This window comes from Pseudomonas sp. DF5 (genome assembly GCF_058148225.1).
Map to the genome: position 1 here is coordinate 233,126 of NZ_JBYVYM010000002.1, position 24,552 is coordinate 257,677.

Annotated in this window: 20 protein-coding genes; 7 read left to right on the plus strand and 13 right to left on the minus strand. The window is 59.6% G+C overall.

The genetic code is table 11. The features are described 5' to 3' along the window. Position 1: 1 nt before the first annotated feature. From AC30D7_RS02945 to pdxR, 4 genes are all read right to left on the minus strand, one after another. Complete coding sequence (locus AC30D7_RS02945; RefSeq protein ID WP_490132962.1) at positions 2 to 535, minus strand: polysaccharide biosynthesis/export family protein; 534 nt, start codon at positions 533 to 535, stop codon at positions 2 to 4. A gap of 13 nt (positions 536 to 548) precedes the next feature. Then, the gene (locus tag AC30D7_RS02950) at positions 549 to 1,709 is read right to left on the minus strand and encodes an outer membrane beta-barrel protein (protein WP_490132963.1); all 1,161 of its coding nucleotides are present in this window, start codon (positions 1,707 to 1,709) and stop codon (positions 549 to 551) included. A gap of 231 nt (positions 1,710 to 1,940) precedes the next feature. After that, positions 1,941 to 2,462 carry a transcription/translation regulatory transformer protein RfaH gene (rfaH, locus tag AC30D7_RS02955; RefSeq protein WP_490132964.1) on the minus strand — a complete coding sequence of 174 codons (522 nt, stop codon included), beginning with the start codon at positions 2,460 to 2,462 and terminating at the stop codon, positions 1,941 to 1,943. 492 nt (positions 2,463 to 2,954) lie between these two features. Beyond that, entirely contained in the window at positions 2,955 to 4,487 is a 1,533-nt protein-coding gene (pdxR, locus tag AC30D7_RS02960; RefSeq protein ID WP_490132965.1) for a MocR-like pyridoxine biosynthesis transcription factor PdxR, read from the minus strand. 109 nt (positions 4,488 to 4,596) lie between these two features. Between pdxR and AC30D7_RS02965 the strand changes: the two genes are divergently transcribed. After that, positions 4,597 to 5,232, plus strand: coding sequence for an FMN-binding negative transcriptional regulator (locus tag AC30D7_RS02965; RefSeq protein WP_490132966.1), 636 nt, complete (start codon positions 4,597 to 4,599; stop codon positions 5,230 to 5,232). Positions 5,233 to 5,269: 37 nt separating this feature from the next. On the opposite strand, the gene AC30D7_RS02970 is transcribed toward AC30D7_RS02965, so the two are convergent. The 6 genes from AC30D7_RS02970 to AC30D7_RS02995 form a co-directional block, all read right to left on the minus strand. After that, the gene (locus tag AC30D7_RS02970; protein WP_490132967.1) at positions 5,270 to 6,262 is read right to left on the minus strand and encodes a LacI family DNA-binding transcriptional regulator; all 993 of its coding nucleotides are present in this window, start codon (positions 6,260 to 6,262) and stop codon (positions 5,270 to 5,272) included. Positions 6,263 to 6,337: 75 nt separating this feature from the next. Further along, positions 6,338 to 7,828 carry a glycoside hydrolase family 32 protein gene (locus AC30D7_RS02975; protein ID WP_490132968.1) on the minus strand — a complete coding sequence of 497 codons (1,491 nt, stop codon included), beginning with the start codon at positions 7,826 to 7,828 and terminating at the stop codon, positions 6,338 to 6,340. After that, complete coding sequence (locus AC30D7_RS02980) at positions 7,825 to 8,958, minus strand: ABC transporter ATP-binding protein (RefSeq protein ID WP_490132969.1); 1,134 nt, start codon at positions 8,956 to 8,958, stop codon at positions 7,825 to 7,827. The genes AC30D7_RS02975 and AC30D7_RS02980 overlap by 4 nt, the downstream gene beginning before the upstream one ends. Before the next feature lie 27 nt (positions 8,959 to 8,985). Next, complete coding sequence (locus AC30D7_RS02985) at positions 8,986 to 9,828, minus strand: carbohydrate ABC transporter permease (RefSeq protein ID WP_490132970.1); 843 nt, start codon at positions 9,826 to 9,828, stop codon at positions 8,986 to 8,988. Beyond that, positions 9,825 to 10,787 (minus strand): carbohydrate ABC transporter permease, encoded by a 963-nt coding sequence (locus tag AC30D7_RS02990; RefSeq protein WP_490132971.1) that lies wholly within the window; start codon positions 10,785 to 10,787, stop codon positions 9,825 to 9,827. The genes AC30D7_RS02985 and AC30D7_RS02990 overlap by 4 nt, the downstream gene beginning before the upstream one ends. Positions 10,788 to 10,808: 21 nt before the next feature. Next, the gene (locus AC30D7_RS02995) at positions 10,809 to 12,083 is read right to left on the minus strand and encodes an ABC transporter substrate-binding protein (RefSeq protein WP_490132972.1); all 1,275 of its coding nucleotides are present in this window, start codon (positions 12,081 to 12,083) and stop codon (positions 10,809 to 10,811) included. Positions 12,084 to 12,251: 168 nt separating this feature from the next. Between AC30D7_RS02995 and AC30D7_RS03000 the strand changes: the two genes are divergently transcribed. Further along, positions 12,252 to 13,817 carry a carbohydrate porin gene (locus AC30D7_RS03000; protein WP_490132973.1) on the plus strand — a complete coding sequence of 522 codons (1,566 nt, stop codon included), beginning with the start codon at positions 12,252 to 12,254 and terminating at the stop codon, positions 13,815 to 13,817. A 120-nt stretch (positions 13,818 to 13,937) separates the two neighbouring features. Here AC30D7_RS03000 and AC30D7_RS03005 read toward each other — a convergent pair whose 3' ends face one another. Further along, positions 13,938 to 15,824 (minus strand): sigma-54-dependent Fis family transcriptional regulator, encoded by a 1,887-nt coding sequence (locus AC30D7_RS03005; RefSeq protein WP_490132974.1) that lies wholly within the window; start codon positions 15,822 to 15,824, stop codon positions 13,938 to 13,940. Between the two features lie 347 nt (positions 15,825 to 16,171). Between AC30D7_RS03005 and AC30D7_RS03010 the strand changes: the two genes are divergently transcribed. The 5 genes from AC30D7_RS03010 (at position 16,172) to AC30D7_RS03030 (ending at position 21,583) form a co-directional block, all read left to right on the plus strand. After that, positions 16,172 to 17,230, plus strand: coding sequence for an ATP-NAD kinase family protein (locus AC30D7_RS03010; protein ID WP_490132975.1), 1,059 nt, complete (start codon positions 16,172 to 16,174; stop codon positions 17,228 to 17,230). A 33-nt stretch (positions 17,231 to 17,263) separates the two neighbouring features. Continuing rightward, positions 17,264 to 18,241, plus strand: a complete 978-nt coding sequence (locus tag AC30D7_RS03015; protein ID WP_018928914.1) for a thiamine pyrophosphate-dependent dehydrogenase E1 component subunit alpha — start codon at positions 17,264 to 17,266, stop codon at positions 18,239 to 18,241. 33 nt (positions 18,242 to 18,274) lie between these two features. Further along, complete coding sequence (locus AC30D7_RS03020) at positions 18,275 to 19,294, plus strand: alpha-ketoacid dehydrogenase subunit beta (protein ID WP_030128853.1); 1,020 nt, start codon at positions 18,275 to 18,277, stop codon at positions 19,292 to 19,294. Then, positions 19,291 to 20,403 (plus strand): acetoin dehydrogenase dihydrolipoyllysine-residue acetyltransferase subunit, encoded by a 1,113-nt coding sequence (locus tag AC30D7_RS03025; RefSeq protein ID WP_490132976.1) that lies wholly within the window; start codon positions 19,291 to 19,293, stop codon positions 20,401 to 20,403. Before AC30D7_RS03020 ends, AC30D7_RS03025 begins: the two co-directional genes overlap by 4 nt. A 94-nt stretch (positions 20,404 to 20,497) precedes the next feature. After that, on the plus strand, positions 20,498 to 21,583 hold the full coding sequence (locus AC30D7_RS03030; RefSeq protein ID WP_490133058.1) for a 2,3-butanediol dehydrogenase: 1,086 nt from the start codon (positions 20,498 to 20,500) through the stop codon (positions 21,581 to 21,583). A 71-nt stretch (positions 21,584 to 21,654) separates the two neighbouring features. On the opposite strand, the gene AC30D7_RS03035 is transcribed toward AC30D7_RS03030, so the two are convergent. Both AC30D7_RS03035 and AC30D7_RS03040 read right to left on the minus strand, forming a co-directional pair. Then, positions 21,655 to 22,710 (minus strand): hypothetical protein, encoded by a 1,056-nt coding sequence (locus AC30D7_RS03035; RefSeq protein WP_490132977.1) that lies wholly within the window; start codon positions 22,708 to 22,710, stop codon positions 21,655 to 21,657. 33 nt (positions 22,711 to 22,743) lie between these two features. Continuing rightward, positions 22,744 to 24,552, minus strand: coding sequence for a hypothetical protein (locus tag AC30D7_RS03040; RefSeq protein WP_490132978.1), 1,809 nt, complete (start codon positions 24,550 to 24,552; stop codon positions 22,744 to 22,746).

Below are 24,552 nucleotides of genomic sequence, written 5' to 3' on the forward strand. Positions count from 1 at the left end.
ATCAGAAAAAGCCTTGTGCAATGGAGATGGTGTCACCGGGGGCGATGGTGGTGCTGCGCGTGACCGTATCGGTCAGGGGTGGTGAGCCATCGCCGCGCACGATGGTCACTCGCTTGATCGAGGCCCGTTCGGTCAGGCCTCCGCCCAAGGCAATGGCTTTCTCAAGCGTCAGCCCGGGCTCGTATGGATAGCTGCCGGGTTTCTTCACCTCGCCATTGATGTAGAACGAGCGGTAGACGATCAGGTTGAGGCTGACCTTTGGGTCGACCAGGTAACCTTGCTTGAGCCCGTCGACGATGATTTTTTCTACCTGATTGGGGGTGAGCCCCTTGGCGGCGATCTCTCCCAGGAACGGATAGGAAAAGGTACCGGCGTCATTGAGGCGGATTTTGTCAAAGCTCAGATCCCGCTCTCCGAATACGGTGATGCGCAATACATCGCCGGCCGCCAGTTTGTACTGGGCGCCGGGGTCTGCTGCAAAAGTTGCGGGCAGCAGCCACGGCACCAACAACAAGCCAAGCATTCGCGAGTTCATGGAAGGAAACCTCTTAGAGACTTATGTTGAAGCTGAGCAAGAAAATGTTGCGTTCAAAACTATGGTTGTCGGCGTCGGAATTGTCGTTGCGATAGCGATAGCCCAACTCGATATCCAGCCAGCGACGCATCTGGTATTCCACGGCGAGGTTGTAATCGTGCAGGTCGTCGGTACGGTTCTGACCCTCGTATTGATAACGGGCCAGCCCAACTTCGGCCACGGTGGTGATACGTTCGGTCCAGCCATGACGCCAGCCAAACAGGGCAGAGGTGGTCTTGACGGCGTCAGCGCCATCGTCGCCCTCGGCCAATGCCTGGTGAGCAACAAACGAAAAGGTCGAGTAGGTGCGTGGTTTCCATCGCAGATCCACCTGCCAGGTCGGGTTATTGAGGTCCTTTACGCTGTTGTCATCGAAGTTCTTGCGCTCATAGCCGATACGGACTTTGCCGCTGGTGCGTGCGGTGAAGTCCCATTCGCCGCCGGCCAGGACCGCATCGGAGGTGCTGTTGAGGCGGCTGTCGGATAGCAGGTAGTCGAAGACCGTATGGTCGTACTCCAACAAGCCACGGGTGTTGCTGCCTATGCGGTGGTACCAGGTGGTGGTCAAGCCGGTGGTGTTACGCTCCTTGTCTTTGTTGATGCCGTCGGAGTTGTCGTAACGAAGTTGAGCGTAACTGGCGCCCAGATCGATCTGATTGTCAGCGCTCCGGGCGCCGAAGGTATAAAGACCATTGACGCGGTTAGTGCGAATCTTGTCGTTGATCCCTTCGACTGCAGTCGAGGTTGTACGCTCATATTTACGTGCTTCGGCATCCAGTTTCAGTCGATGACGATCGGTAAATTCCATGATGCTGTTGAGCCGCACACGTTGTGCCGTATTCGAGGCGTCCGAATGATCATGATAAATGTATCGGGTAGGTTGCCAGATAAGTCGCGTGGCACTGTTTCGATCTTCGGCCTTGAGTTCGAAAGAGGGCGCCACCTTGGTCACCATGGACGACTGACGCCCTCGCTCCAGTTCCCGGAAGTTGTCATCGTAGCTCTCTGAAAATAACAAAGTGGGGGTGAAGTTGAATCCGTAGATGTCAATGGTCTGGGGATCGAGGCTCCAGGCCGCTCCGGGATACAAAGAGATCATTATCAGTGCGAATGGACCGCGTGTCTTAAGGGTCATGTTATTGCTCCTGGGGACGAATCCAATGACGATAGACCGGAAAAACAGGGCCGAATGTGCGCGATGTAACATGGGTTGATGTCAGTAATTTTTTAGGCGAGTGAAGTTTGTAAGTGTGAATAGTTGCGCGCCTGAATAGGGCTTGTGAAAAAAGAAAGTATAAACTTTGGTTTAAATTCAAAGTTGGATGGGTGCGTTAAAGTTGGTTGGCGAGGCAGGTCAAGTAGGGTCTTATAGCTGGAGTCGCGCTCGCTCAATATCAATCAGTGGAATACGAATCGGCTGTTCTCTATTTAGAAAGTGAAGCAGGATCATAACTCTCTCATCACCTAACATGGTCAGGAAAATACCTTCGAGTGTCGACAGCGGTCCTCGGGTTATTTGCAGTTTTTCACCGGGCTTGAACGAGTGAGTTGCAAGAATTTCCGGTGGCTTATAGCACCGGCTACGCAAATGTTCGATGACATCGTCAGGAACTGTTGCAGGGCCGTGATTAAAGTCGACGATTCGGCTGACGCCACGGGTAGAACGCAAAGGCGCCCACTTGTCGTCACGACTCAACTGAATGAAAAGGTACCCCGGGAAGAGGGGCTCAAGGTATTGATGGGGTCTGCCGTGAATCAGGCGCTGGCTAACGATTTGCGGGCAAAATATGACATAGTTTTGCCGCAATAGATTGATTTTGGCCCGTTCGTCCTGACGTGGCTTGCACTGTAAAAGATACCAGTTGGAGGCTTGGGTACTCGTCAACATACTGGCAAGCTCCGTAGCGTTGGTTTAGGCATGTCTGTTGCTTGTCAACAATGCCGTTATCCTTCCAGTGAACTCTATGAAGTTGTGGAAGTCCTGAAAGTGTTAAGTTTTTAGAACGGTGTATCAGCGATGAAGCATGTAACGCACGGGAAACGGTAAGGGGAGCGCACAGGGCTTTAAAGTGGAATGTGTAAGCCTTACTTAACGCTGTGCGTCATATTGCCTTCGAGCACGAAACGAAGCGGGTCTTTTGCGATGGCCAAAGCTACCGCATGGTCCGAACCTTCGGGCCCTATAAAAATAAGTAATTTCGATCGTGGGTCTTATTTAAATGCAGTGGGCAACGAGATCCACCCACTGCATCCTCGCCTTTATCAGGATCAGGCGTCGACCCTGTTAGGTATTGATCACTCAAGGCGACCTGTCAAATGTCACTAGTCAAAAATATAGCCTTCTGTCCAATAAGTTATTAAAGCAATTCAACTTATTGTTTTAAGAATGATTTTTGGCAATTGGCATGGTCCTGCGGCCCAACGGATTCGCGGCCGACGCGATGACCTGCGCCAGGCGCCGCGTGGCGCACTCAATGTCTTGGGCACTGAAACCGCCCAAGCCCAGAATCAATCCCGAACGGCCGTTGCCGCCGGCATACATCGGGGATACGGCACGTACCGATACCAGAGCTTCCGAAGCTTTGGTCGCGACCCACTGATCATCGATACCCTCCGCCAGCCAAAGCACCAGATGCATGCCCTGATCGCTCGGTTCCAACCATGCAAATTCGCGAGGAATCAGTCTGGTAACGGTCTCGATGATTTGTCGGTGGATGTCGGCGTACACGCCGCGAATTCGCCGGATGTGTCGATCCAGATGTCCTTGCGCGATGAACGCTGCGAGTACGTGCTGATCGGCGTTGGCGGGATGCCGATCCATGAGAACCCGCGCACCGCAAAAGGCTTGCACCAGATAGGGCGGAACGACTGCGTAGCCGAGTCGTAACGAGGGGAACAGTATTTTGCTGAACGTCCCCAGGTAGATAACCCGGTCGGGGTCCAGCCCTTGCAAGGATGGAAAAGGGTGGCCGGCGTAACGCAGCTCACTGTCGTAATCGTCCTCGACGATCCAGGCATCGGACGCCCTGGCCCATGACAACAAGGCATCGCGTCTGGCCATGCTCATTGGCATACCGAGCGGGTATTGGTGTGACGAGGTCACGAAAGCGGCCCGTGCCTGGGGGCATTGTTCGATGCCGTGTTCAACATTCAGCCCCTCGGCATCAACCGGGACGCGGATCATTTGATTGCCATGGCCCGCGCTTTCAAGAATCCCGGTAATCCCCCGGTAGGCCGGATCCTCCACCCACGCAAAATCACCCACATCGAGCAACACCTGACAGGCGAGGTACAGGCCTTGTTGCGTGCCGGAGGTGATGATCACCTGGCTCGCTTCACAGCGCACGGATCGTGACTTGCGCACGTAATCCGCTACCGCTTCACGCAATTCAAGCTCGCCTTGTGGGTCGCCGTATCCCGAGGGCGCCCCAGGCCCCCGCGCCCTGATGCGATTGCCAAGGCGACGCCAGATATCGTCAGGCGCCGCTTTGCCAATCGGCACCGAGACCGAGAACGGAATCTGCGCAGCCGCTCCAAATTGCCGGGCCACCTGAGCGAACCGTTCGATTCGCACCGAGGGCGTCCACGACCTGGCTTCGGTTGGCCGGCCTTGCTCCTGCCCGGTGGTTGGCGACGCGTCTGCCAGGGAGCGGGCCACCCGTGTGCCTGCTCTGCCTTGGGACTCCAGAAAGCCCTCGGCGATCAATTGCTCAAAGGCCTCGATGACGGTGCCTCGGGCAATCATCAGCGATTTGCCGAGAGTGCGCGTTGAGGGCAACAGCTCGCCTGGCTTGAGGTCGCCCCTGCGGATCGCGGACCTGAGTGCTTGAGCCAACTGTCGTCCCAATTGACCGGTGGTTCGATCCAGCGTGCCCAGCGATGGAATTTCAACAACGTTGGCTTTACGTGCCATCAATTCTGGCCCAGTGATTCTGTTGGATATTGGCTCTATACCATGGGCCAGATCATCAACACAATTCACATGAAGGCCACCTCACCCCTGAACGATTGAAGGAGTTGATATGTACGTACCCGCCCATTTTGATGAGCCTCGCGCCGAAGCCCTTCATGAGCTGATCGCCGAGCACCCGCTGGGCATTCTGTTTACCAACGGCGAAAGTGGACTGGATGCCAACCACGTTCCTTTCGAGTTGAAGGCCTCGCAGGGGCAGTTCGGTGTGCTCCAGGCGCACGTCGCGCGTGCCAATCCAGTCTGGCAGGACGTTAAAAATGGAGACGAAGTGCTGGTGGTTTTTCGCGGTGCCGAGGCTTACATCTCGCCCACCTGGTATCCAAGCAAGCACGAAGCCCATAAACAGGTTCCGACCTGGAACTATAAGGTGGTGCACGCCCATGGGAGGATCACCATTCACGATGATGAGCGCTATGTCCGTGGGTTGGTGGCGCTCCTGACCCGAACCCATGAGTCATCCCAGCCCGAGCCATGGAAAATGACCGACGCTCCGAAGGACTACATCGCCTCGATGCTTAAGGCGATCGTAGGGATAGAGATCGAGATCACCCGCCTGGTTGGTAAGTTCAAGCTGGGTCAGAACAAGGAAGCGAGAGACATCCGTGGTGCCGCTCAGGCACTCAAGGACAGCGGAAAAATCGTATTGGGAGAGGCAATGCTCGCGGGTGTCGATGCCAAATCCTGAGACGCCTCGTACACTGGCTGGTCTACGGCGCTCGCACTCATAGCGACGCCCTGATCACCAATGGACAATCAACCGGCTGGGCTCCCTCCACCTCAAGGGCTTCGATCAGGTGCCGGGCTGCATTGCGACCGATTTCGTAGTACGGCAGTTGCACCGTGGTCAGCGGCGGGATGAACAGTTCGGCGATACCGATCATGTTGTCGTAGCCGAGCACGGCGACATCGCCGGGAATTTTCAGACCACGGCTCAACAATAGCTGATAGGCACAAAACGCAATCCGATCGTTGCCACAGATCAGAATGTCGAATTGTGGGCGACCCTCAACAATGTGCCGGTCGAGGATGGCTGCGGTTTCACCGTAGGCGTCATGCTCGGAAAGGTCGTATTGCAGAAGCGCGTCAGGCGCCAGCCCGAATGCCTGACAGGCGCGCAGCAGGCCTTCTTGTCGCAGCCCCCAGGCCAGGCTCTGTTTTGGCAGATTGATGCACAGTGGGCGCCGATAGCCTTGGCTCAATGCGTGATGCACGGCGCGATACTGCCCCGTTTCGTCGTCCGGCACATAACTGACCAGGCGACTGTCATCGGCCAGGCAATTGGCGAGTACCAGCGGTTTGCTCTTCAAACGCTCGGGAATGCTGACGTGGCGAAAGCCCATGGCGCTGAAGATCAACCCGTCGGGACGGTGCGACAACATCAGGTCGATGTTCTGGTCGGTGGGCGGGTTGCTCAACAGGTTGAGGATGAAGACATTCCAGCCGGCTTGCTGCGCGGTCTGTTCGATGGACAGCAGCAGCTCCACCGCGAACGGTGTGGTCGCAGTGTCCAGCGCGAACACACCGATGGTGCGCGACTGGAGGTTATCGCCGCGCATCTTGCGCGCCGACAGGCTCGGTACGAATTGCAGTTCATCAATGGCGAGACGCACCCGCTGAAGGGTTTCGGGGCTCAGTTTTTCCGGGTTGTTGAGCGCTCGAGAAACCGTCATCAGGGACACGCCAGCCAGTTGTGCAACGTCTTTCACTGAAGTCATGCGAGGCGAGGCCGGTCAGGTTGACGCAGAATCATGACACAGGGCCCGGGTTTCTCGCGACCCGAATGACGCCGCTCACAGCCATCCCGAGGCCAGGGGCCATGCCCTGGGAATGCAGACACGTCCGCCACTGCCGCTTGCCAGAAGCTTCACCCCCAGACTGTCGGGCCGTGGATAGAGGCGACTGCTGAGGCTGAAACGGCCGTTTTCGTCGAACACCTCGATGGACGAACGATCGAGAAACACGCGCAGTTCCAGTCGCTCTTGTGTCGGGTCAATCGACACACTGCGCTGGCCGCTGACTTGCGCACCCGAGCGACTGCGATCCAACACCAGGCGCTGCAGCGCCGCATCGTAATAAAGCAGGGTTTCTTCACAGCCATCGTCGCTGCAACGCAAGGCGATGCCCAGGTGGCCCTCGGTGCAGCCGCGCAGATCCAGATGCAGATGAATTTCGAGTCGGTCGCCATTCACATGCGGCACCGGACGGGTTCCCGACTCATCCCACCACGGCGTGGCTGGCATCGGTGTTTCGCGCAGAGCGGTGAGCTCCCGTGCCGGATACACGCAAAGGCGATCGTCATGCAGTTCAAGTTCGCGCGGCAAGCCGAGCATGCCGCACCAGTGATGGGCCTGGCTCGGCATCGGGCTTTCCCACATGTCCAGCCACGCCCACAGCAGGCGCCGACCATCGGCGGCCACCAGCGTTTGCGCGGCATAGAAATCGTGGCCGTTATCAAGCTCGATAAAAGGCCCGCCGGTGAAGTGCCATTGGCTGTCGAGTTGGCCGACGCGATAACCGGTCTGGTATTTGTTGAGCCGTTCGTAACCCTGGGGTTGCATGCCCTGAGGGGAGTACAGCAACACATCGCGCCCGTTCAGGCGAAACAGATCCGGGCATTCCCACATATAGCCATCGCCCTCGCTGCCGCTAGCCACGTAGTCGAGGAACTCCCAAGTATGCAGATCCGTGGAACGGTACAGCGGCAGCAGCGGTTTATCGCCCAGACGTGCGCCGGCAATCAGGTACCAATAGTCATCTTCTTGCCAGACCTTGGGGTCACGAAAGTGCATGATCGAGTCTTGCGGCGCGGTCTCGATGACCGCGCCATGTTTGACGAAACGAATGCCGTCGACACTGGTGGCCAGGCACTGGACTTGACGGATCGAGCTTTCATCACCCACATCCTTCAGCCAGGTGTGCCCGGTGTAGATCAGCGCCAGGGTGTCTCCACACACCACCGCGCTACCGGAAAAACAGCCGTCGCGGTCGAAGTCATCGCCGGGCGCCAGGGCAATCGGCAGATGCTGCCAATGGACCAGGTCGGCGCTCTTGGCATGCCCCCAATACATCGGGCCCCACTTCGCGTCAAAGGGGTGGTGTTGATAGAAAACGTGATACTCGCCACGGAAGTACACCACCCCGTTAGGGTCGTTCATCCAGCCTGTCGGGGGGGCAAGGTGATATCCGGGGCGGTAATCGTGGATGACCCGAGACAGGCCGTCACTCAGCGCTCGCTGCGCAGCAGATATTGGATCGTTCATGGTATTCAAAGGCAAAGTCATAGGACGCCTGCTCGTGCCGAGCGCAGAGTGACGGTTTCAATGGCATGTGGGTGGCGCCTCAAGGCTGTGCCGTCGGCGTCGAACAAGTGCAGGTTGTCGACGTCCAGCTGCAGCTCGACCCGATCGCCCGCCTGCCATCCGGCGTGGACTTCACAACGACAGATCAGTGGCTCGTCCTGACCGGTCTCGAGGTGGACGTAGGTTTCGCTGCCCAGGTATTCGACTACGGTCACGACGAAGCCGGCGGTTCCTTGCGCCGCCTTGAGTGACACGTGCTCCGGACGAATGCCCAGGCTTAGCGGCGTGCCTGCCACCAGATTCGAGCTGTCGAAGGGCAGGGACGTCATGCCTGACACGAGGCTGTCGACCAGGCTGGTTTCGCCTGGCGCCTGCAAGCGAGCAGGCAGAAAGTTCATTCTGGGTGAGCCGAGAAATCCGGCGACAAAGCGGCTGGCCGGGCGCTCATAGAGTTCGCGCGGGGAGCCGACCTGCTCGACGCGACCGCCATTGAGCACGACAATTTTGTCGGCCAGGGTCATCGCTTCCACCTGATCGTGGGTGACGTAGATCATGGTCGAACCCAGACGGGCATGCAGCCGGGCGATTTCATTGCGCATCTGCACCCGCAAGGACGCATCCAGGTTGGACAGCGGCTCATCGAACAACAAAATGTCCGGCTCCCGCGCCATCGCTCTGCCCATGGCCACACGCTGACGTTGTCCGCCAGACAACTCCTTTGGCTTGCGTTGCAGCAGTTTGTCCAATTGCAGGATTTGCGCGGTTTTCAGCACGCGCTCGCGCAGGCTGGTCTTTTCGGTCTTGGCCAATTTGAGACCAAAACTGATGTTGTCGTAGACGCTCATGTGCGGGTACAGCGCATAAGACTGAAACACCATGCCGACGCCACGCTCGCGCGGCTCCAGGTCGTTGACCCGACGCCCGTCGATCAGCAGATCGCCGGCGCAGATCGAGTCCAGTCCGGCGATCAGTCGCAGCAGGGTCGATTTTCCGCAGCCCGAAGGGCCGACGAACACCACGAATTCACCTGCCGCAATCTCCAGATTGACGTCGCGCAGAATCCGCGCGCCGCCCAATTGTTTGTTCACGTTATCCAGTTTCAACTTGATCACGATGCTGTTCCTTGTAGTTGTCGGGCATCAACCCTTTAACGCGCCGGTGGTGAGGCCGGAAACGATTCGGCGCTGGAAGATCAGCACCAGAATCACCAGAGGGACGGTGACCAGCACAGATGCCGCCATCAGCAACCCCCAGGGCAACTCATGGGGGCTGCCGCCGGAAATCAGGGCGATGGCCACCGGCACCGTGCGTTGGGTGTCGGTGAGGGTGAAGGTCAGGGCAAACAGGAACTCGTTCCACGCCGCGATGAAAGCCAGCAAACCCGTGGTGACCAGGGCGGGCCAGAGCAGCGGCAACAGCACTCGGGTCAGCGCGACCCAAGGCGACGCACCGTCCATGATTGCCGCTTCTTCCAGCTCATGGGGCAGTTGGCCCATGAACGTGGTCAGCACCCAGACGGTGAAGGGCAGGGTGAAAATCGTGTAGCTGAGAATCAACGCCCAGGATGTGTTGTACAGGCCCAAGGCACGGATCACCTCGAACAGCCCCGACAGCACCGCGACCTGGGGAAACATCGACACCCCAAGGACCATCATCAACACCGTGCCACGCCCACGGAATTTCACCCGGCCCAAGGCATAAGCGGCGGTCAGGCTGAGAAACAGCGCCAGCGTCACCACGCTAAGCGCAACCACCAGCGAATTACCGATAGCCCGCAGGAATGAGGCTTGGTTGAGCACCGCCGCGTAATTGGAGAAGTCGGGTTTTTTGATCCAGTAACTCACCTCGAACAAGGCGCTGGACGGCTTCAGCGAAGTGACGATGGCGTAGTAGAAAGGGAACACCGCATACAGCAGCAACACCCCGATCAGGCACCAGAAACCGAAGCGCAACAGTGCTTTTTTCAGTAGGCGAGGGCTCATGACCGGACCTCCAGTTGGCGGCGTCCGAGGTAGAGATAAAGCATGGCGATCACTGCAACCACCAGAAACAGCAGGGTCGAGGCGGCGCTGCCGTAACCGACGTCCTGGAACTCCACCAGATGCTGGCGGGCATAGACCGACATGCTCATGGTGCTCGACGAGTTTGAGGTCAGCACATAAATCACGTCGAACACCCGCAGGGAGTCGAGGATGCGGAAGATCGCCGCCACCAGCAATGCGGGCATCAGCAGTGGCAGCGTCACCCGCCAGAACACCTTCAGCGGATGAATACCATCGACCCTGGCGGCTTCGTAGCAGTCACTCGGCAACATCTGCAAGGCGGCGAGCATCAGCAGCGTGACAAACGGTACGGTCTTCCAGACGTCGACGATAATCACCGCCCACATCGACAGATCGGCATCTGCGGTCCAGGCCAGAGGCGCGGTAATCAGGCCGAGGCTGAGCATCAGGTGATTGATGATGCCGAACTGGTCATTGAGCATCCATGACCAGATCTTCGCCGAGACAATGGTCGGAATCGCCCACGGAATCAGAATCAACGCTCGCACCAGGGAACGGCCGGCGAACTGGATGTTCAGCAGCAACGCCACCAGCAGCCCCAGCACAACTTCCAGCCCCACCGACACCACGGTGAAATGCAAGGTGTTGCGCACCGCGTTCCACCATTGCGGATCGACCAGGATGCCCGACCAGCTGGAACCGTTGTGGAACAGATAATTGCTCAGGCCAACGAAGGTGCCGCCAGCGGTGTCCGCCAGGTTGGCGTCGGTCAGGCTGAACCAGAATGTCCGCAGCAACGGCCAGGCCGCCACCAGGGCCAGACACAGCAACATCGGCGTCAAAAACAGCCAGGCGGCCCGCACTCGGCGACGCTGTACCGGCGTTTCCCTGGTGAGCAGGAGCTCGTCACAGGGGACATGGGTAGTAGAAACAGACATGGTGATTTCCTTCCTTGTGGCTTACCAGTTCCGGTGTTTGATGCGCGTGAGTTCGCCTTCCAGTTCGGTCAGCGCCTGATCGACCGGCAACTCGCCGGCCAGCACGCCATGCACTTGATCGAAGAACGCATTGGAAACCCGCGGATAACGCGCTGCGGTGATTGAAGCGGGGCGCATGACGCCGTCGTTGAGAATGCTGTGCAGCTGACTGTAATAAGGCATGGCCGCGAGCAGCTCGGGATCCTGGTAGAGCGACTCGATCACCGGGTTATAGGCGCCAATCAACGCACGATGTTTTTGCTGTTGAGCGCTGGTCAGGTAGCTCACCAGTTCGGCAGCAAGCTTCGGGTTGGCGCTGTAACGCGACACCGCCAAACCCCACCCGCCGAGAGTGGAGGCATGGGTGCCGGTGCTGCCGCCGCGGGGCAGGGGAGCGACCCCGACTTTGTCTTTTACCGCACTGTCCTGGCTTTGCACCAAGGCCCAGACATAAGGCCAGTTGCGCATGAACAGCGCATTGCCCGACTGGAATACGCCGCGTCCTTCTTCCTCGGTGTAATTGAGCACTCCACGCGGGGAGATGTCGCCTACCCAGCTTTTGGCCAGGGTCAACGCCGTTCTTGAGGCCTGGCTGTTGATCACGATGTCGCCTCGTGGATTGACCAGCCCGCCGTCCGGTTGGCTGCTGATCCATTCCAGCGCATTACACGTCAGGCCTTCGTAGGCACGCCCTTGAAAGATGTACCCCCAGGCGTTGGCGTTGCCGGCATTGCGCTCGGCCTGCTGTACATCCTTGGCGGTAGCGGTCATTTCCTCCCAGGTCTGGGGGACTTGTTTGTTGTATTTCTCGAGCAAGTCCTTGCGGTAGTACAGCAGGCCCGAGTCGGTGAACCACGGCATCGTCACCAGCCGTCCGTTCACCGTGGCGTTGTCCACCTGTGCCTGGAAGTAGCCTTGGGTCGCGTCGGCGGGCAGCACCTCGCGCAGATCCAGCAGATGTTTGGCCAGCATCCCCGGCCACACCATGTCGATCTGAATGATGTCGATGTCGCTGGACTGCGCACTGAGGATCTGTTGATAGAACGACAACCGCTCGGTTGCCGAGTTAGGTGTGGACACCACCTCGACGTGATTGCCGGTCTGTTGAGACCACGCCTCGACGGCCTCTTTGCACAGTTGTAATTCCGCGCCCACCGCACCGCAGGAAATCGTCAGATTGGCTGCGCTGGAGAGGGATGGAAGCCCGGCGCAAAGGGCAAGCAGTGCTGCTGGAAAGAGTGATTTGAGCTGTTTCATAAAGCCCTCTTTATTTTTGTTTTTAGAAAAGTTAACGTTAACATCGCCAAATGTAGCAGCGTATTTGCGATGAGGCATCCTTTTTTTCGTGGATTTTGACAATTCCCAACTCACGAAAGAAAAGCCCGTTCGCAGGACAAAAAATAAAAACAAAACAGGAAATCCCCCATGCAGAAAGCATCAAGCTGGCTACTCGCAGGCGTACTCGGCACCTCGGCGGCCACTGCTCAGGCCGCGACTCTGGAAGAACGCATGGCCGCGTTTGAAGCCCGTGCCAGCGCTGCGGAAAAACGTGCAGCCGCCGCCGAACAACAAACCCAGGCGCTCGCCAGGGAATTGCAGCAGCTCAAACAGTCCACTCCCGCCTTGCAGCCTGTTGCGTCCACTGCGACCGCCACTGCGGCGCCCAGTTTGGATACGCGGTTGGCAAAACTCGAAGCCCGTCAGCAAAGCATGGAGAAGGAGGGCAGTACCGGGCACCTCACCGACGGGTTCAGCTTCAAGGGCTACGCCCGCTCGGGATTGCTGATCAACGATGGCCTGGGGGGCGGGCGGGGCGGTCCTTATACAACGCCTGCCGGTTCAGTCGGTGGCGCCGTCGGCCGACTCGGTAACGAAGACGACACGTACATGCGTATAGACCTGTCGAAAGAAGCCTATGCGCAGAACGGCACCCATTCCAAATTCACGGTTTCCATCGCCGATGGAGTGGAAAGTTCCAATGACTGGACGGCCGCCGAAAGTAACCTGAATGTGCGCCAGGTATTTACGGAACTTGATCATCTCGCCGCATTCAAGGGTAATTCGACGTTCGAGAACGCCACCCTGTGGGCAGGCAAGCGATTCGACAGGGACAACTTCGATATCCATTGGCTGGACTCGGACGTCGTCTTTCTGGCCGGCACCGGGGGTGGTATCTACGACGTGCAGATGAACAAGAACTGGCGCTCGAATTACTCGTTGATCGGGCGTAACTACGGGGATTTCAGTGAGGGCGGTGTCAATGCCGATGTGGAAAGCTACATCCTCACCTCCAACCAGTTCTTCGATAATGGTCAGTGGCAGTGGATGTTCAATGGTATTGGTTCAAAGAAAAACGACTTTAGCACTCGCACTAATGAAGCGGGCCTGAAGCCTGCGGACTCCGGCTTGCACAGCATGGTGGCCAACCACCAGAAAAACTTTTTCGGCAGGGAAGGCTTCTTCAAGACGGCGCTGCTCTACGGGCAAGGGTTGGGGGCCGAGGTCAAGAACATTGGCTCGGACGGCGAACTGATCGACGACGCCCGTGCGCTGCGCCTGGCGCTGTACGGCGAAACACCGATTGCACCCCACTGGCGTATCGGCCCCAGCTTACTGGCTGAACAAAGCAAGGATCGCTACGTAAAGGGTGACGACTATCGCTGGATGACCCTGAACATGCGGCTGGCCAATGAAATCAACAGCAATTTCGAGATGGCCTACGAAATGAGCTGGCAAACCATGAACCTCGACCCCAAGGGCTACCTGCAACGTAATGCGGTGGACGGTAACTTCTGGAAATTCACCATCGCCCCGACCTTCAAACCCGACGTTGGAGACCTGCTCACACGCCCCGAGTTGCGCGTATTCGCCAGCTTCATGAACTGGTCTTCGGACCTGGACCGATACAGTTCCACAGACAACTTCGGCAAGACAGACTTCAACGCTGGGGGTGTGTGGCAATACGGGATACAGATGGAGACCTGGTTTTAATAGCCGGGGCTTGCTCCCACATTTATTCGATGCCGTTCACCAATACTGTGATCGATGCAAGTCCATTGTGCTGTCCGGTGGCCAACGCTCATTGAGCGGGGCCGCCGGATGAACTCGTGGTCAGCCCCTGCCAGGCATGTCGATGCCATGTTGATGGACCCGTCGATACAGCGTTGCCCGGGAGATGCCCAAAGCCTTGGCCGCTGGTGTGGGTTTCCAGCGATGACGCACGAGGGCATCGATGAGTGCCTCGCGTTCAGGACTGGCGCAGCGTTCCAAGGCGTCAGCTGACGCCGAATCATTGAGTCGACGGCCGGGCAGATGCTCAGGCAAGTCACTCAACAGAATCAATTGGGTCTCGCACACCGCGCAGGCGTAACGCAGCACGTGCCGCAGCTCGCGCACATTACCCGGCCAGCGATAGCCGAGCAGGCATTCCAGGGCGGCGCTTCCCAGTTGCATCGCCATCGCGCAGGCCGACGATTCTTCTTCGAGTATCCGGTTGATCAATGCCAGTCGATCACTGCGTTCGCGCAACGGCGGCAATTGGAATCGCGCACCACTGAGGCGGAAGTACAGGTCCTCGCGAAACTCGCCGCTGGTCACCAGGGCTTCCAGATCGCGGTGGCTCGCGCAGACCACCTGAATGTCTATCGCCTTGCTTCTCGACGCTCCCAGGGGCGCCACTTCGCCCTCGGCTAAAACCCGCAGTAGCCGGGTTTGCAGGGGCAGGGGCATATCGCCGATTTCATCGAGAAATAGGGTGCCGCCATCGGCCTGTTCCAGCAGACCTTGCATGCCTTTATTCGAAGCACCAGTGAAGGCGCCGGCTGCATAACCAAACAGCTCGCTTTCGATCAGGTTTTCGGGAATCGCTGCACAGTTCACCGCAATAAAAGGTCGATCACGGCGCAGACTGGCCTGGTGCAGCTGGCGGGCGAAGACTTCCTTGCCGGAACCGGTTTCGCCGTGGATCAGCACCGGCAGATGACGGTCTTTGACCCGAACCGCAAGGCGCAAACTTTCTTCCAGTCGCGGGTCGAGTTCGGCGGGTGACAGTACCCGACGAGCCGGGCTGCGTTTCACCTGCCGTGGCGCGCTGAGTCGCCCATGCAAGACATGACGGCCACCCTGGCAGTGAAACAGGCAGAGCGATTCGTCCCTGGCGCGATGCAATAACTGCTGATCGAACACTTGGCCGATGTGGTCCGGCAGTTGACCAAAACTTTGCGACAGCCATTGCCGCGCCGCGGGGTTGAGTGCCTGCAGTTGTCCGTCGTCGTCCCAGGCGAGCAGGTAATCGGGCTGGCTGTCGACGTAGCCTGGGCTGTTGTGGGCCCGCAGCACCCAGTAACCCTGGGCACTGTTCATGAAAAACGCCTGTTCTATTTCCCGTGCGCTCTGCACCACCATCTGCCGGATCAGATGCTGCGAACGACGGTCGTCCGGCGAACGCACCGCAGACACATCGAGCACCCCGAGCAGTTCGCCCCGAGGGTCAAAGACCGGAGCGGCGGAGCAGGTGAGTCCGATAAAAGCCGCGCGGAAGTGATCCCGCTTGTGCACCGTAACCGGTGTTCGTGCGGTCAGCACCGCGGCCACCCCACAGGTGCCTTCCTCACCTTCTGACCAGCAGGTGCCCAGGTACAGGCCTGCTTTGCGGCAATCATTACGGATGGAGGTTTCCACGCGATAGTCGATGGTCTGGCCCTGGGCGTCGGTGAGCAACACGCAGTAGTCGGCATCGCGCACGCGACCATGGAGTCGGGCGACTTCTTCGCTGGCGATGCGCAGGAACAGTTCGGAGCGTTCTCGACACTCTTGCAGCACGTTCTGGGACAGGATCCGCGGCCCTTGTAATGAGCCAGGGTCCAAGTGGTGTTGCTCCATGGAACGGCGCCAGGAATCCAGGATCAAGTCCGGCACGGGCAGTTGCGGCAGGTGCGCTGCGTTCTTCAAAACACGGCTGACGCAATCCACATGCGCCTTCGAGTGTGCGGAAAGCATTTAAGGCCTCCGGTTCGATCTTCTTTTAGTTGTGCGGGCTATTAAGCGCCGTTCAGGGACGGTCGACAAGCATCGGTTCACCGCACTGCAAAGCTGAGACGCGACGTCTCAAGGTCTGACCTCTAACCCGTGCAGGCTGACATGGGACGTCTCAATCGAGCGGGATCCCATCACTTGGAAATGTAGTCAAAACCGCTCTGGACCGGGCTTTTCGGCGATCTTTTGCGATTCTGGCACCGGCCTTGCTCTAACCCTGGCAACCAGCACGACTGGCAACCCGATAATAACAAGAGGTGCCCTATGTCCTCCTGCCGAGGCTTTTACTCTGCCGTACCCGTGGTGGCGACATGAGTCGCTTGCCCCTGACCGTCGGCATCATTGCCAATCCGGCGTCCGGCCGGGACGTAAGGCGTCTGACGGCGAATGCCGGGTTGTTTTCCAGCACCGACAAGGTCTCGGTGATCCAACGGCTGCTGGCGGCTTTTGGCGCCACCGGTGTCGAGCGCGTGCAGATGCCCACCGACATGACCGGCATCGCGGCGGCGGTGAAGAAGAACAGTCATGGCCGTCAGGCGCGTGACAGCCACTGGCCAACTCTGGAATTCCTGGAACTTACCTTGCGCCAGAGCGTGGCGGACACTCGCCAGGCCGCGCGCTGGATGGCTGAACGCGGCGTGTCGCTGATTGCCGTGCTCGGCGGTGACGGCACCCACAAAGCGGTGGCTGCCGAAGTCGGCGACATTCCGCTGCTGACCCTGTCGACGGGGACCAACAATGCCTTCCCGGAACTGCGTGAGGCCACCAGCGCCGGGCTGGCCGGCGGGCTATTCGCCAGCGGCCGGATCCCACCCGAAATTGCCTTGCGTCGCAATAAACGCCTGCTGGTGCGGATTCCCAGCCGCAACCTGTGCGAAGTGGCGCTGGTGGACGTGGCGGTGTCCTCGCTGCCCTTCATTGGCGCCCGTGCAATCAGCCGTGGGATCGATCTGGCGGAGGTGTTCGTCACTTTCGCGGAACCTCAGTCCATCGGCATATCGGCCCTCTGCGGGTTGTGGTTTCCAGTATCGCGCCAAGCCCCCAACGGCGCCTGGATGCGCCTTGATCCGCAATCGTCCGAAGCCTTGCTGGTGCCCCTGGCGCCCGGCCTGTTGCAAGGCTGCGGCGTACTCGCGGCCGGCAGCCTTGAACCCGGTGTTGCCCATCGCCTGTGCCTGAGCAACGGCACCCTGGCCCTGGATGGCGAACGGGAAATCGAATTCAACGCCGATGACTTGCCCACCGTGACCCTCGACTCCGGCGGTCCGCTGAGCATCGATGTCAATGCGGCGCTGGCCTATGCCGCGCAAGAGCGGCTGCTGGCCATCGGTCGTGAACACCCGCAACACCCTTTGAACCTTGCACTTTGAAACTTGAGCCTCAAGACACCCTGGAGAATAAAAATGTCGACACAGCTGACTGCTGATCAATTGCTGCATGCCTATCGGGTGATGCGCACCATCCGCGTCTTTGAAGAGCGCCTGCACGTGGAGTTCGCCACCGGCGAGATTCCCGGTTTCGTCCATCTTTATGCCGGTGAAGAGGCCTCGGCCGCCGGTGTCATGGCTCACCTGAGGGATGATGACTGTATCGCCTCCAACCACCGTGGCCACGGTCATTGCATCGCCAAGGGCGTTGATGTGCACGGGATGATGGCCGAAATCTACGGTAAGAAAACCGGAGTCTGTCAGGGCAAGGGCGGCTCCATGCACATCGCCGATTTCGAGAAGGGCATGCTCGGCGCCAATGGCATCGTCGGTGCGGGTGCACCGCTGGTGGTAGGGGCGGCCCTGGCCGCCAGACTCAAGGGGACCGACGGCGTCGCCGTAGCGTTTTTCGGCGACGGCGGTTCCAACGAAGGGGCCGTGTTCGAAGCGATGAACATGGCCTCGGTGTGGAACCTGCCGTGCCTGTTCATTGCCGAGAACAACGGTTACGCCGAGGCCACGGCGTCCAACTGGTCAGTGGCCTGCGATCACATCGCCGACCGCGCAGCCGGTTTCGGCATGCCTGGGGTCACCGTCGACGGCTTCGATTTTTTCGCCGTTCACGAAGCCGCCGGTGCCGCGGTGGCGCGGGCCCGAGCCGGTGAAGGACCGTCGTTGATCGAGGTCAAGTTGACCCGCTACTACGGTCACTTCGAGGGCGACGCCCAGACCTATCGGGCACCGGACGAGGTCAAGTATTTCCGCGAACACAACGACTGCTTGATGCAGTTTCGCGAGCGCACCACCCGGACCGGATTGATCGATGCCAGCCAGTTGGACCAGATCGATGGCGAAGTGGACCTGCTGATCGAAAATGCCGTGCGCAAGGCCAAGTCCGACCCCAAGCCAAGCGCCGCCGACCTGCTCACCGACGTCTACGTTTCCTATCCCTGAACGCCCCCTATAACAAGAATCGAGACCTTTATCATGGCGAGAAAAATCAGTTATCAGCAGGCAATCAACGAAGCCCTGGCCCAGGAAATGCGCCGCGACCCCAGCGTGTTCATCATGGGGGAAGACGTCGCCGGCGGTGCCGGTGCTCCTGGTGAAAATGACGCCTGGGGCGGGGTATTGGGCGTGACCAAGGGCCTCTACCACCAATTCCCCGGCCGCGTGCTGGACACGCCGCTGTCGGAGTTGGGTTATGTCGGTGCCGCGGTAGGCGCAGCAACCTGCGGCGTGCGCCCGGTGTGCGAGTTGATGTTCGTCGACTTCGCCGGTTGCTGCCTGGACCAGATCCTCAATCAGGCGGCCAAGTTTCGCTACATGTTCGGGGGCAAGGCTTCCACCCCGTTGGTGATTCGCACCATGGTCGGCGCGGGCCTGCGGGCCGCCGCCCAACACTCGCAAATGCTCACGTCGCTGTGGACCCACATCCCCGGCCTGAAAGTTGTCTGCCCGTCATCCCCTTATGACGCCAAGGGCCTGTTGATCCAGGCCATCCGCGACAACGATCCGGTCATCTTCTGCGAACACAAACTGCTCTACAGCATGCAGGGCGAGGTGCCGGAAGAGCTCTATACCATCCCGTTCGGCGAGGCCAACTTCCTGCGCGACGGCAAGGACGTGACCCTGGTTTCCTATGGGCGCACGGTCAATACGGCGATGGATGCAGCCCGCAGCCTGGCAGGGCGGGGGATTGACTGCGAGGTCATCGACCTGCGCACCACCAGCCCGCTGGACGAAGACAGCATTCTGGAAAGCGTGGAAAAGACCGGGCGCCTGGTGGTGATCGACGAGGCCAACCCGCGCTGTTCCATGGCCACCGACATCTCGGCCCTGGTGGCGCAAAAAGCGTTCGCCTCGCTCAAGGCGCCCATCGAGATGGTCACCGCGCCGCATACGCCGGTGCCGTTCTCCGACGCCCTGGAAGACCTCTATATCCCTGACGCGGCGAAGATCGAAAACGCCGTGCTCAAACTGATCGAGTGGAGCAAGCGTTCATGAGCCAGATCCATACCCTGACCATGCCCAAGTGGGGCTTGTCCATGACCGAAGGCCGGGTCGATGTCTGGCTCAAGGAGGAGAGCCAGGCGATCGCCAAGGGCGATGAAGTGCTCGACGTAGAAACCGACAAAATTTCCAGCAGTGTCGAAGCGCCGTTTTCCGGTGTGCTGCGCCGGCAGATCGCGCGCCAGGATGAAACCCTCGCAGTCGGTGCATTGCTCGGCATCGTGGTCGACGGCGAAGCCAGCGAGGCCGAGATCGATGCGGTGATCGAACAGTTCCAGGCCGCGTTCGTGCCAGGTGACGGTGCCGAGGAAGACAGTGGGCCGAAGCCGCAGAAGGTCGAACTGGACGGGCGACTGATCCGTTACTTCGAGCGTGGCGAAGGCGGGGTGCCGTTGGTGCTGGTGCATGGGTTCGGCGGTGACCTGAATAACTGGATGTTCAATCATGAAGCATTGGCCGCCGGGCGCCGGGTGATTGCTCTGGATCTGCCGGGCCATGGTGAGTCGACCAAACAACTGGAGCACGGCGATCTGGATGAGTTGAGCGGGGTGCTGCTGGCTCTGCTCGATCATCTGGATGTTCCCGTGGCGCATCTGGTGGGGCATTCCATGGGCGGGGCGGTGTCGCTGAACACGGCGCGCCTGGCTCCCCAGCGGGTGCGTTCCCTGAGCTTGATCGGCAGCGCCGGCCTGGGCGCGGAAATCAACGGCGATTACCTGCAAGGTTTTGTCGAGGCAGCCAGCCGCAATGCCCTCAAGCCACAATTGGTGCAACTGTTCTCCGACCCCGAACTGGTCAATCGGCAGATGCTCGAAGACATGCTCAAGTACAAGCGCCTGGAAGGGGTGGATGCGGCCCTGCGCCTGTTGGTTGCGGGGCTGTTCAAAGACGGGCGGCAACAACTCGATCTGCGCGGCGTGGTGCAAGAAAACCGGCAACCCGTGTTGCTGATCTGGGGCAGTGACGACGCGATCATTCCTGCGACCCACAGCGCTGGACTGACCGCCCGGGTCGAAATCCTGCCGGGGCAAGCGCACATGGTGCAGATGGAAGCGGCCGAGCAGGTCAATCGGCTGATTCTGGACTTTGTCCAACAACACTGATGCCTCCCTTGGCGGCCGGCCATTTGCCGGGCGCCAAGGCCAACGATTTCAAGGAGATTCCAACATGAGCCTTCCAATTGATCCGACCCGCAGCATGCGTGCCGCTGTCTGGCATGGTCGTCACGATATCCGCGTCGAAGATGTGCCGTTGCCCGTCTCGCCACCGGCGGGCTGGGTGCAGATTCGCGTGCAATGGTGCGGTATCTGCGGCTCCGACTTGCATGAATACGTCGCCGGGCCAGTGTTCATTCCGGTGGATGCGCCGCACCCGCTGACCGGCATCAAGGGGCAGTGCATTCTCGGTCATGAGTTCTGTGGCGAGATCGTCGAAATCGGCGCCGGGGTCCAGGGGTTCAGTGTGGGCGAACCGGTGGCAGCCGATGCCTGTCAGCACTGTGGCACTTGTTATTACTGCACCCATGGGCTGTACAACATTTGCGAGAACCTGGCGTTCACCGGGCTGATGAACAATGGCGCGTTCGCCGAGTTGGTCAATGTACCGGCCAACCTGCTTTACAAGTTGCCGGCCAACTTTCCCGCCGAAGCCGGGGCGTTGATCGAACCGCTGGCAGTGGGCATGCACGCGGTGAAAAAGGCCGGGAGTTTGCTGGGGAAAAATGTGGTGGTGGTTGGCGCGGGAACCATCGGCCTGTGCACCATCATGTGCGCCAAGGCGGCTGGCGCGGCCCAGGTCATTGCTCTGGAAATGTCGGGAGCGCGCAAGGCCAAGGCGCTGGAGGTGGGGGCAAGCCAAGTGCTGGACCCTAATGAGTGTGACGCGTTGGCTGAGGTGCGGCGGCTGACCGGCGGGCTGGGGGCGGATGTCAGTTTCGAATGCATCGGCAACAAACACACGGCCAAGCTCGCCATCGACCTCATCCGCAAGGCCGGCACCTGTGTGCTGGTAGGCATCTTCGAGGAGCCCAGCGAGTTCAATTTCTTCGAGCTGGTCGCCACCGAAAAACAGGTGTTGGGTGCACTTGCCTACAACGGTGAGTTTGCAGATGTGATCGCCTTTATCGCCGACGGCCGGCTGGACATCACGCCGCTGATAACCGGGCGTATTCAGCTGGAACAGATCGTCGGGCAGGGCTTTGAGGAATTGGTCAACAACAAGCAGCACAACGTGAAAATCATCGTGTCACCCGCTCGAATCCGAGACGCCTCAGAGAGCGATTGATGCGAACCGGGCCTGAACATTCCTGCCGAATTCGGGGCAGGTAATGTTCAGGCAACTTGTGGCCCACTTTTTCAGAGCTGCACCCGCCGCAGTCTGCCGCTCAATGGGACGACGGTGTTGTCTGGCATGGGCAGTGGCCGGCCGGTCAAACCCATGCCTTCGCTCACCAGCACTGCATCCTCCAGCAGACACAGGTTGGAAGGGGTATCCAGGTCGCGGGCGAGCACGGCGACCTGGGCGGTTTGCAGGTTGCAACTCAGCAGTCGCCCGGTGAAACGGGTAAAGCCGCCGTGCAGCGGTTCGCCGTTCCAGTCGGGTGGCAAGGGTTGCTGCAGGCGGTCGCAAAGCTCCAGCACCAGCACGTTGCCCCTCGGACACAGTGCCAGTCCGGTGGGCAGTTGCAGGCCGCGAATCAGGATCTCGATCTGCCCGCTGTCAGGCCAGACCCGAATCACTTGGCCGGCCTTATCGGCAAAGTCGATGCCTTTGCGCGTCGGGTCGCCCTGCAACTCTCCGGAAAACAGACTGATCAGCACTGCGTCGGTCGCCGGTTCGTACACTAGGGTCACCGGGACGGCTTCCTGGCCCTGGTCCAGTTCGGGCAACCGGACCAGCACGCGTTCGTCCTGTCCGCTGGCGAATTCCACCAACTGATTGGTATCGGGTTTGACCGCCAGCCAACTGCGGCGGGTCGGGTGGTAACACAGCGCATTCAGATTGCCACGGCTGTGAAACACCGGTTCGGGCGGTGTGAATTGCAGGTCCAGCAATTTGGAACCCTCGACGTAATCGGTCTGGCTGACCAGACAGCGCCCGTCACCGCAGGCGATGTCCGACAGCCCCATGATTTCATCGCGCAGCATGCGCGCCTGCATATTCATGGCGCGAAAACCTTGCGCCAGTATCTCGCCGGGTAGATAGGCGCCAGGCTTGTGCGGATCCGGTCGCAGTCGACTGATGCGGCCGCTGAAGGGCTGTTCCGGCAGGCCCGAGCCGGCTTCGGTCAGCAGCAGGCTGCCATCGGCCTGCACACAAATGCCCCGAGGGTTCAGCAGGCCTTCGGCGATGATGGTGCTCGGGCACAGGGTTTCGCTGGGCCGCGCCGGGATATTAATGGGAACGGGCATAGGGCTCTCTCCATGAATAACGGATGGATGCGGTTACTGCGGCGGTTGCCACGGTTCACCGGTGAGATAAGCCCGGAGCAGCGCCCGCTGGCAGGGCGACATCGAGCGCACCACGGGCATGAACAGCGTGGTGCCTTTGTACGCATCCGAAGTTCGGGCGAGGATGGGGTTCTTGGCGCCCATGACCGCGTCGGGCTGATTGAGCGGGATGTAGCGCGACATGGCGGGGAAGGCCAGGTAGTGAAAGCGCAAAACGTTGGGGTACATCAGCTCCCAGGTGATGTGGGTGCCCGCGGGGATGCCGAAGTCGGTCTGTGCGTATTTGCGGAAGCTGGTGAAGTAGCCACTGCTTGGAAGGCCATTGGCCGTGCAGGTCAAGGCGACAAAACCCGCCTGGGCGGCGCTACCCGGTTTGACGGTGACCGGGAAACTGATCGCGAGCTGGCCAGGGTTAATGGTCAGCGATGCAGGAAAATCGAGGAAGTCCCAGTATTGCGGCTCATCGTACACAGCAGGAGCAGCAGCCTGCAGGTCGATTTCGGTGGCGCTTCGGACCGGGCCGCCCAGATACCTGACCTGCAAGGTGATCGACAGGCCATCGGGGTAGTCTTCCAGATAGACGTTGCGCTGATCGGCATACACCCGATAGGTCGATTCGGTGGCTTGCAACGTGGTACCGGCGACCTTGCCGGGCGCGTTGATCGCCAGGGCGGCGGTCTGCACTGCCTGTAGCTGGTTGGCGGTCAAGGGCAGGTCGACGATGCCGCCATACACGTAGTAGTCGAATAGAAAGCGGTTGGTCGGGTCCAGGGTGGCCAGTTCAGTGGTGCCTGCGGTGATGGTGACGGGGCCGTAGTTCGCGTTCGGTCCGATAGGGCTGGTGATATCGTCCCTGACGGCCCTGAAGGTTTGCTTCGGAATGACGTTCACCATGTCGATGCTCAGGTAACCGTTGCCGCCCAGGTCGGCATAACCAGCATTCCCCGTACTCTGGTTGACCAGTTGCCGGCCCGGCTGGCAGTTCAGCGGCTCGTCGGCGAAGGCCGGGGCCAGTGTACCGATGACCCTGCCGATGCTCGGGTTGGGGGTGTATCGGCCGGCGGCATAATCGGCGTCCAGCTGTTCGGTGGTCATCGTGGGGCACATTTCGAACATGACGAAACGCAGGACGATGCCGGTCGCACCCGGCGCCTGGATGATCGAGCGCAGGCCGCTGCTGTTCTGGTTCCAGCTGACGATGCTGCTCAAAGGGAAGGTCAGTTGAAACGTACCGCTGGCGTGGAAAGATCCCGGCGCATCCATTTTCGCGGGCAACAGCACACGTCCCGCCACGTCGAAACTGCTGCACACGGTATTACTGCGAATCAGCAACTGGATGTCGCTGTTACCACCAATCTGCAGGCCGCCGACGAATATCTGGGTGGTGGTCGAGGCGGTGGGGTCCAGGTCCACCATCATCGGGCCGGAGACGGGGCCTTGTCCGGTCACCGGATCCACCGAGCCGAGCAGATAAACCGGCTGGCCCACCATGTCGCCGGTGGTGCTGATGCTGCCCGGATTACCCTGGGAACTGATCAAGGCGTTCTGCATGTCGACGACATGCTGCCCGTAGTGATTCCAGCCGCCGGCGGTGTAGTAGTCGCCGTCGGGCGCGTTGATCATGTTGTTCAACTGATCGTCGGTGTAAGACTGGGCTCCCGGCGCCAGGGTCGAAGTGGTCAGGTCGAAGAGCGGCCATTCCTCATTGCCGTCATAAGGGATGGTGGGGGAGTTGTTCGGCAGGCTGACGTCTGTGCGGATGCCTCCCCAGAAATTCAGCCGTGGTCCATTGAGAATGCTCAT

Bases quoted from the DNA above. Each gene is read 5' to 3' on its own strand.
- AC30D7_RS02945 (WP_490132962.1), bottom strand. From the start codon at position 535: ATGAACTCGCGAATGCTTGGCTTGTTGTTGGTGCCGTGGCTGCTGCCC.
- AC30D7_RS02950 (WP_490132963.1), bottom strand. From the start codon at position 1,709: ATGACCCTTAAGACACGCGGTCCATTCGCACTGATAATGATCTCTTTG.
- rfaH (WP_490132964.1), bottom strand. From the start codon at position 2,462: ATGTTGACGAGTACCCAAGCCTCCAACTGGTATCTTTTACAGTGCAAG.
- pdxR (WP_490132965.1), bottom strand. From the start codon at position 4,487: ATGGCACGTAAAGCCAACGTTGTTGAAATTCCATCGCTGGGCACGCTG.
- AC30D7_RS02965 (WP_490132966.1), top strand. From the start codon at position 4,597: ATGTACGTACCCGCCCATTTTGATGAGCCTCGCGCCGAAGCCCTTCAT.
- AC30D7_RS02970 (WP_490132967.1), bottom strand. From the start codon at position 6,262: ATGACTTCAGTGAAAGACGTTGCACAACTGGCTGGCGTGTCCCTGATG.
- AC30D7_RS02975 (WP_490132968.1), bottom strand. From the start codon at position 7,828: ATGACTTTGCCTTTGAATACCATGAACGATCCAATATCTGCTGCGCAG.
- AC30D7_RS02985 (WP_490132970.1), bottom strand. From the start codon at position 9,828: ATGAGCCCTCGCCTACTGAAAAAAGCACTGTTGCGCTTCGGTTTCTGG.
- AC30D7_RS02990 (WP_490132971.1), bottom strand. From the start codon at position 10,787: ATGTCTGTTTCTACTACCCATGTCCCCTGTGACGAGCTCCTGCTCACC.
- AC30D7_RS02995 (WP_490132972.1), bottom strand. From the start codon at position 12,083: ATGAAACAGCTCAAATCACTCTTTCCAGCAGCACTGCTTGCCCTTTGC.
- AC30D7_RS03000 (WP_490132973.1), top strand. From the start codon at position 12,252: ATGCAGAAAGCATCAAGCTGGCTACTCGCAGGCGTACTCGGCACCTCG.
- AC30D7_RS03005 (WP_490132974.1), bottom strand. From the start codon at position 15,824: ATGCTTTCCGCACACTCGAAGGCGCATGTGGATTGCGTCAGCCGTGTT.
- AC30D7_RS03010 (WP_490132975.1), top strand. From the start codon at position 16,172: ATGAGTCGCTTGCCCCTGACCGTCGGCATCATTGCCAATCCGGCGTCC.
- AC30D7_RS03015 (WP_018928914.1), top strand. From the start codon at position 17,264: ATGTCGACACAGCTGACTGCTGATCAATTGCTGCATGCCTATCGGGTG.
- AC30D7_RS03020 (WP_030128853.1), top strand. From the start codon at position 18,275: ATGGCGAGAAAAATCAGTTATCAGCAGGCAATCAACGAAGCCCTGGCC.
- AC30D7_RS03025 (WP_490132976.1), top strand. From the start codon at position 19,291: ATGAGCCAGATCCATACCCTGACCATGCCCAAGTGGGGCTTGTCCATG.
- AC30D7_RS03030 (WP_490133058.1), top strand. From the start codon at position 20,498: ATGCGTGCCGCTGTCTGGCATGGTCGTCACGATATCCGCGTCGAAGAT.
- AC30D7_RS03035 (WP_490132977.1), bottom strand. From the start codon at position 22,710: ATGCCCGTTCCCATTAATATCCCGGCGCGGCCCAGCGAAACCCTGTGC.
- AC30D7_RS03040 (WP_490132978.1), bottom strand. From the start codon at position 24,552: ATGAGCATTCTCAATGGACCACGGCTGAATTTCTGGGGAGGCATCCGC.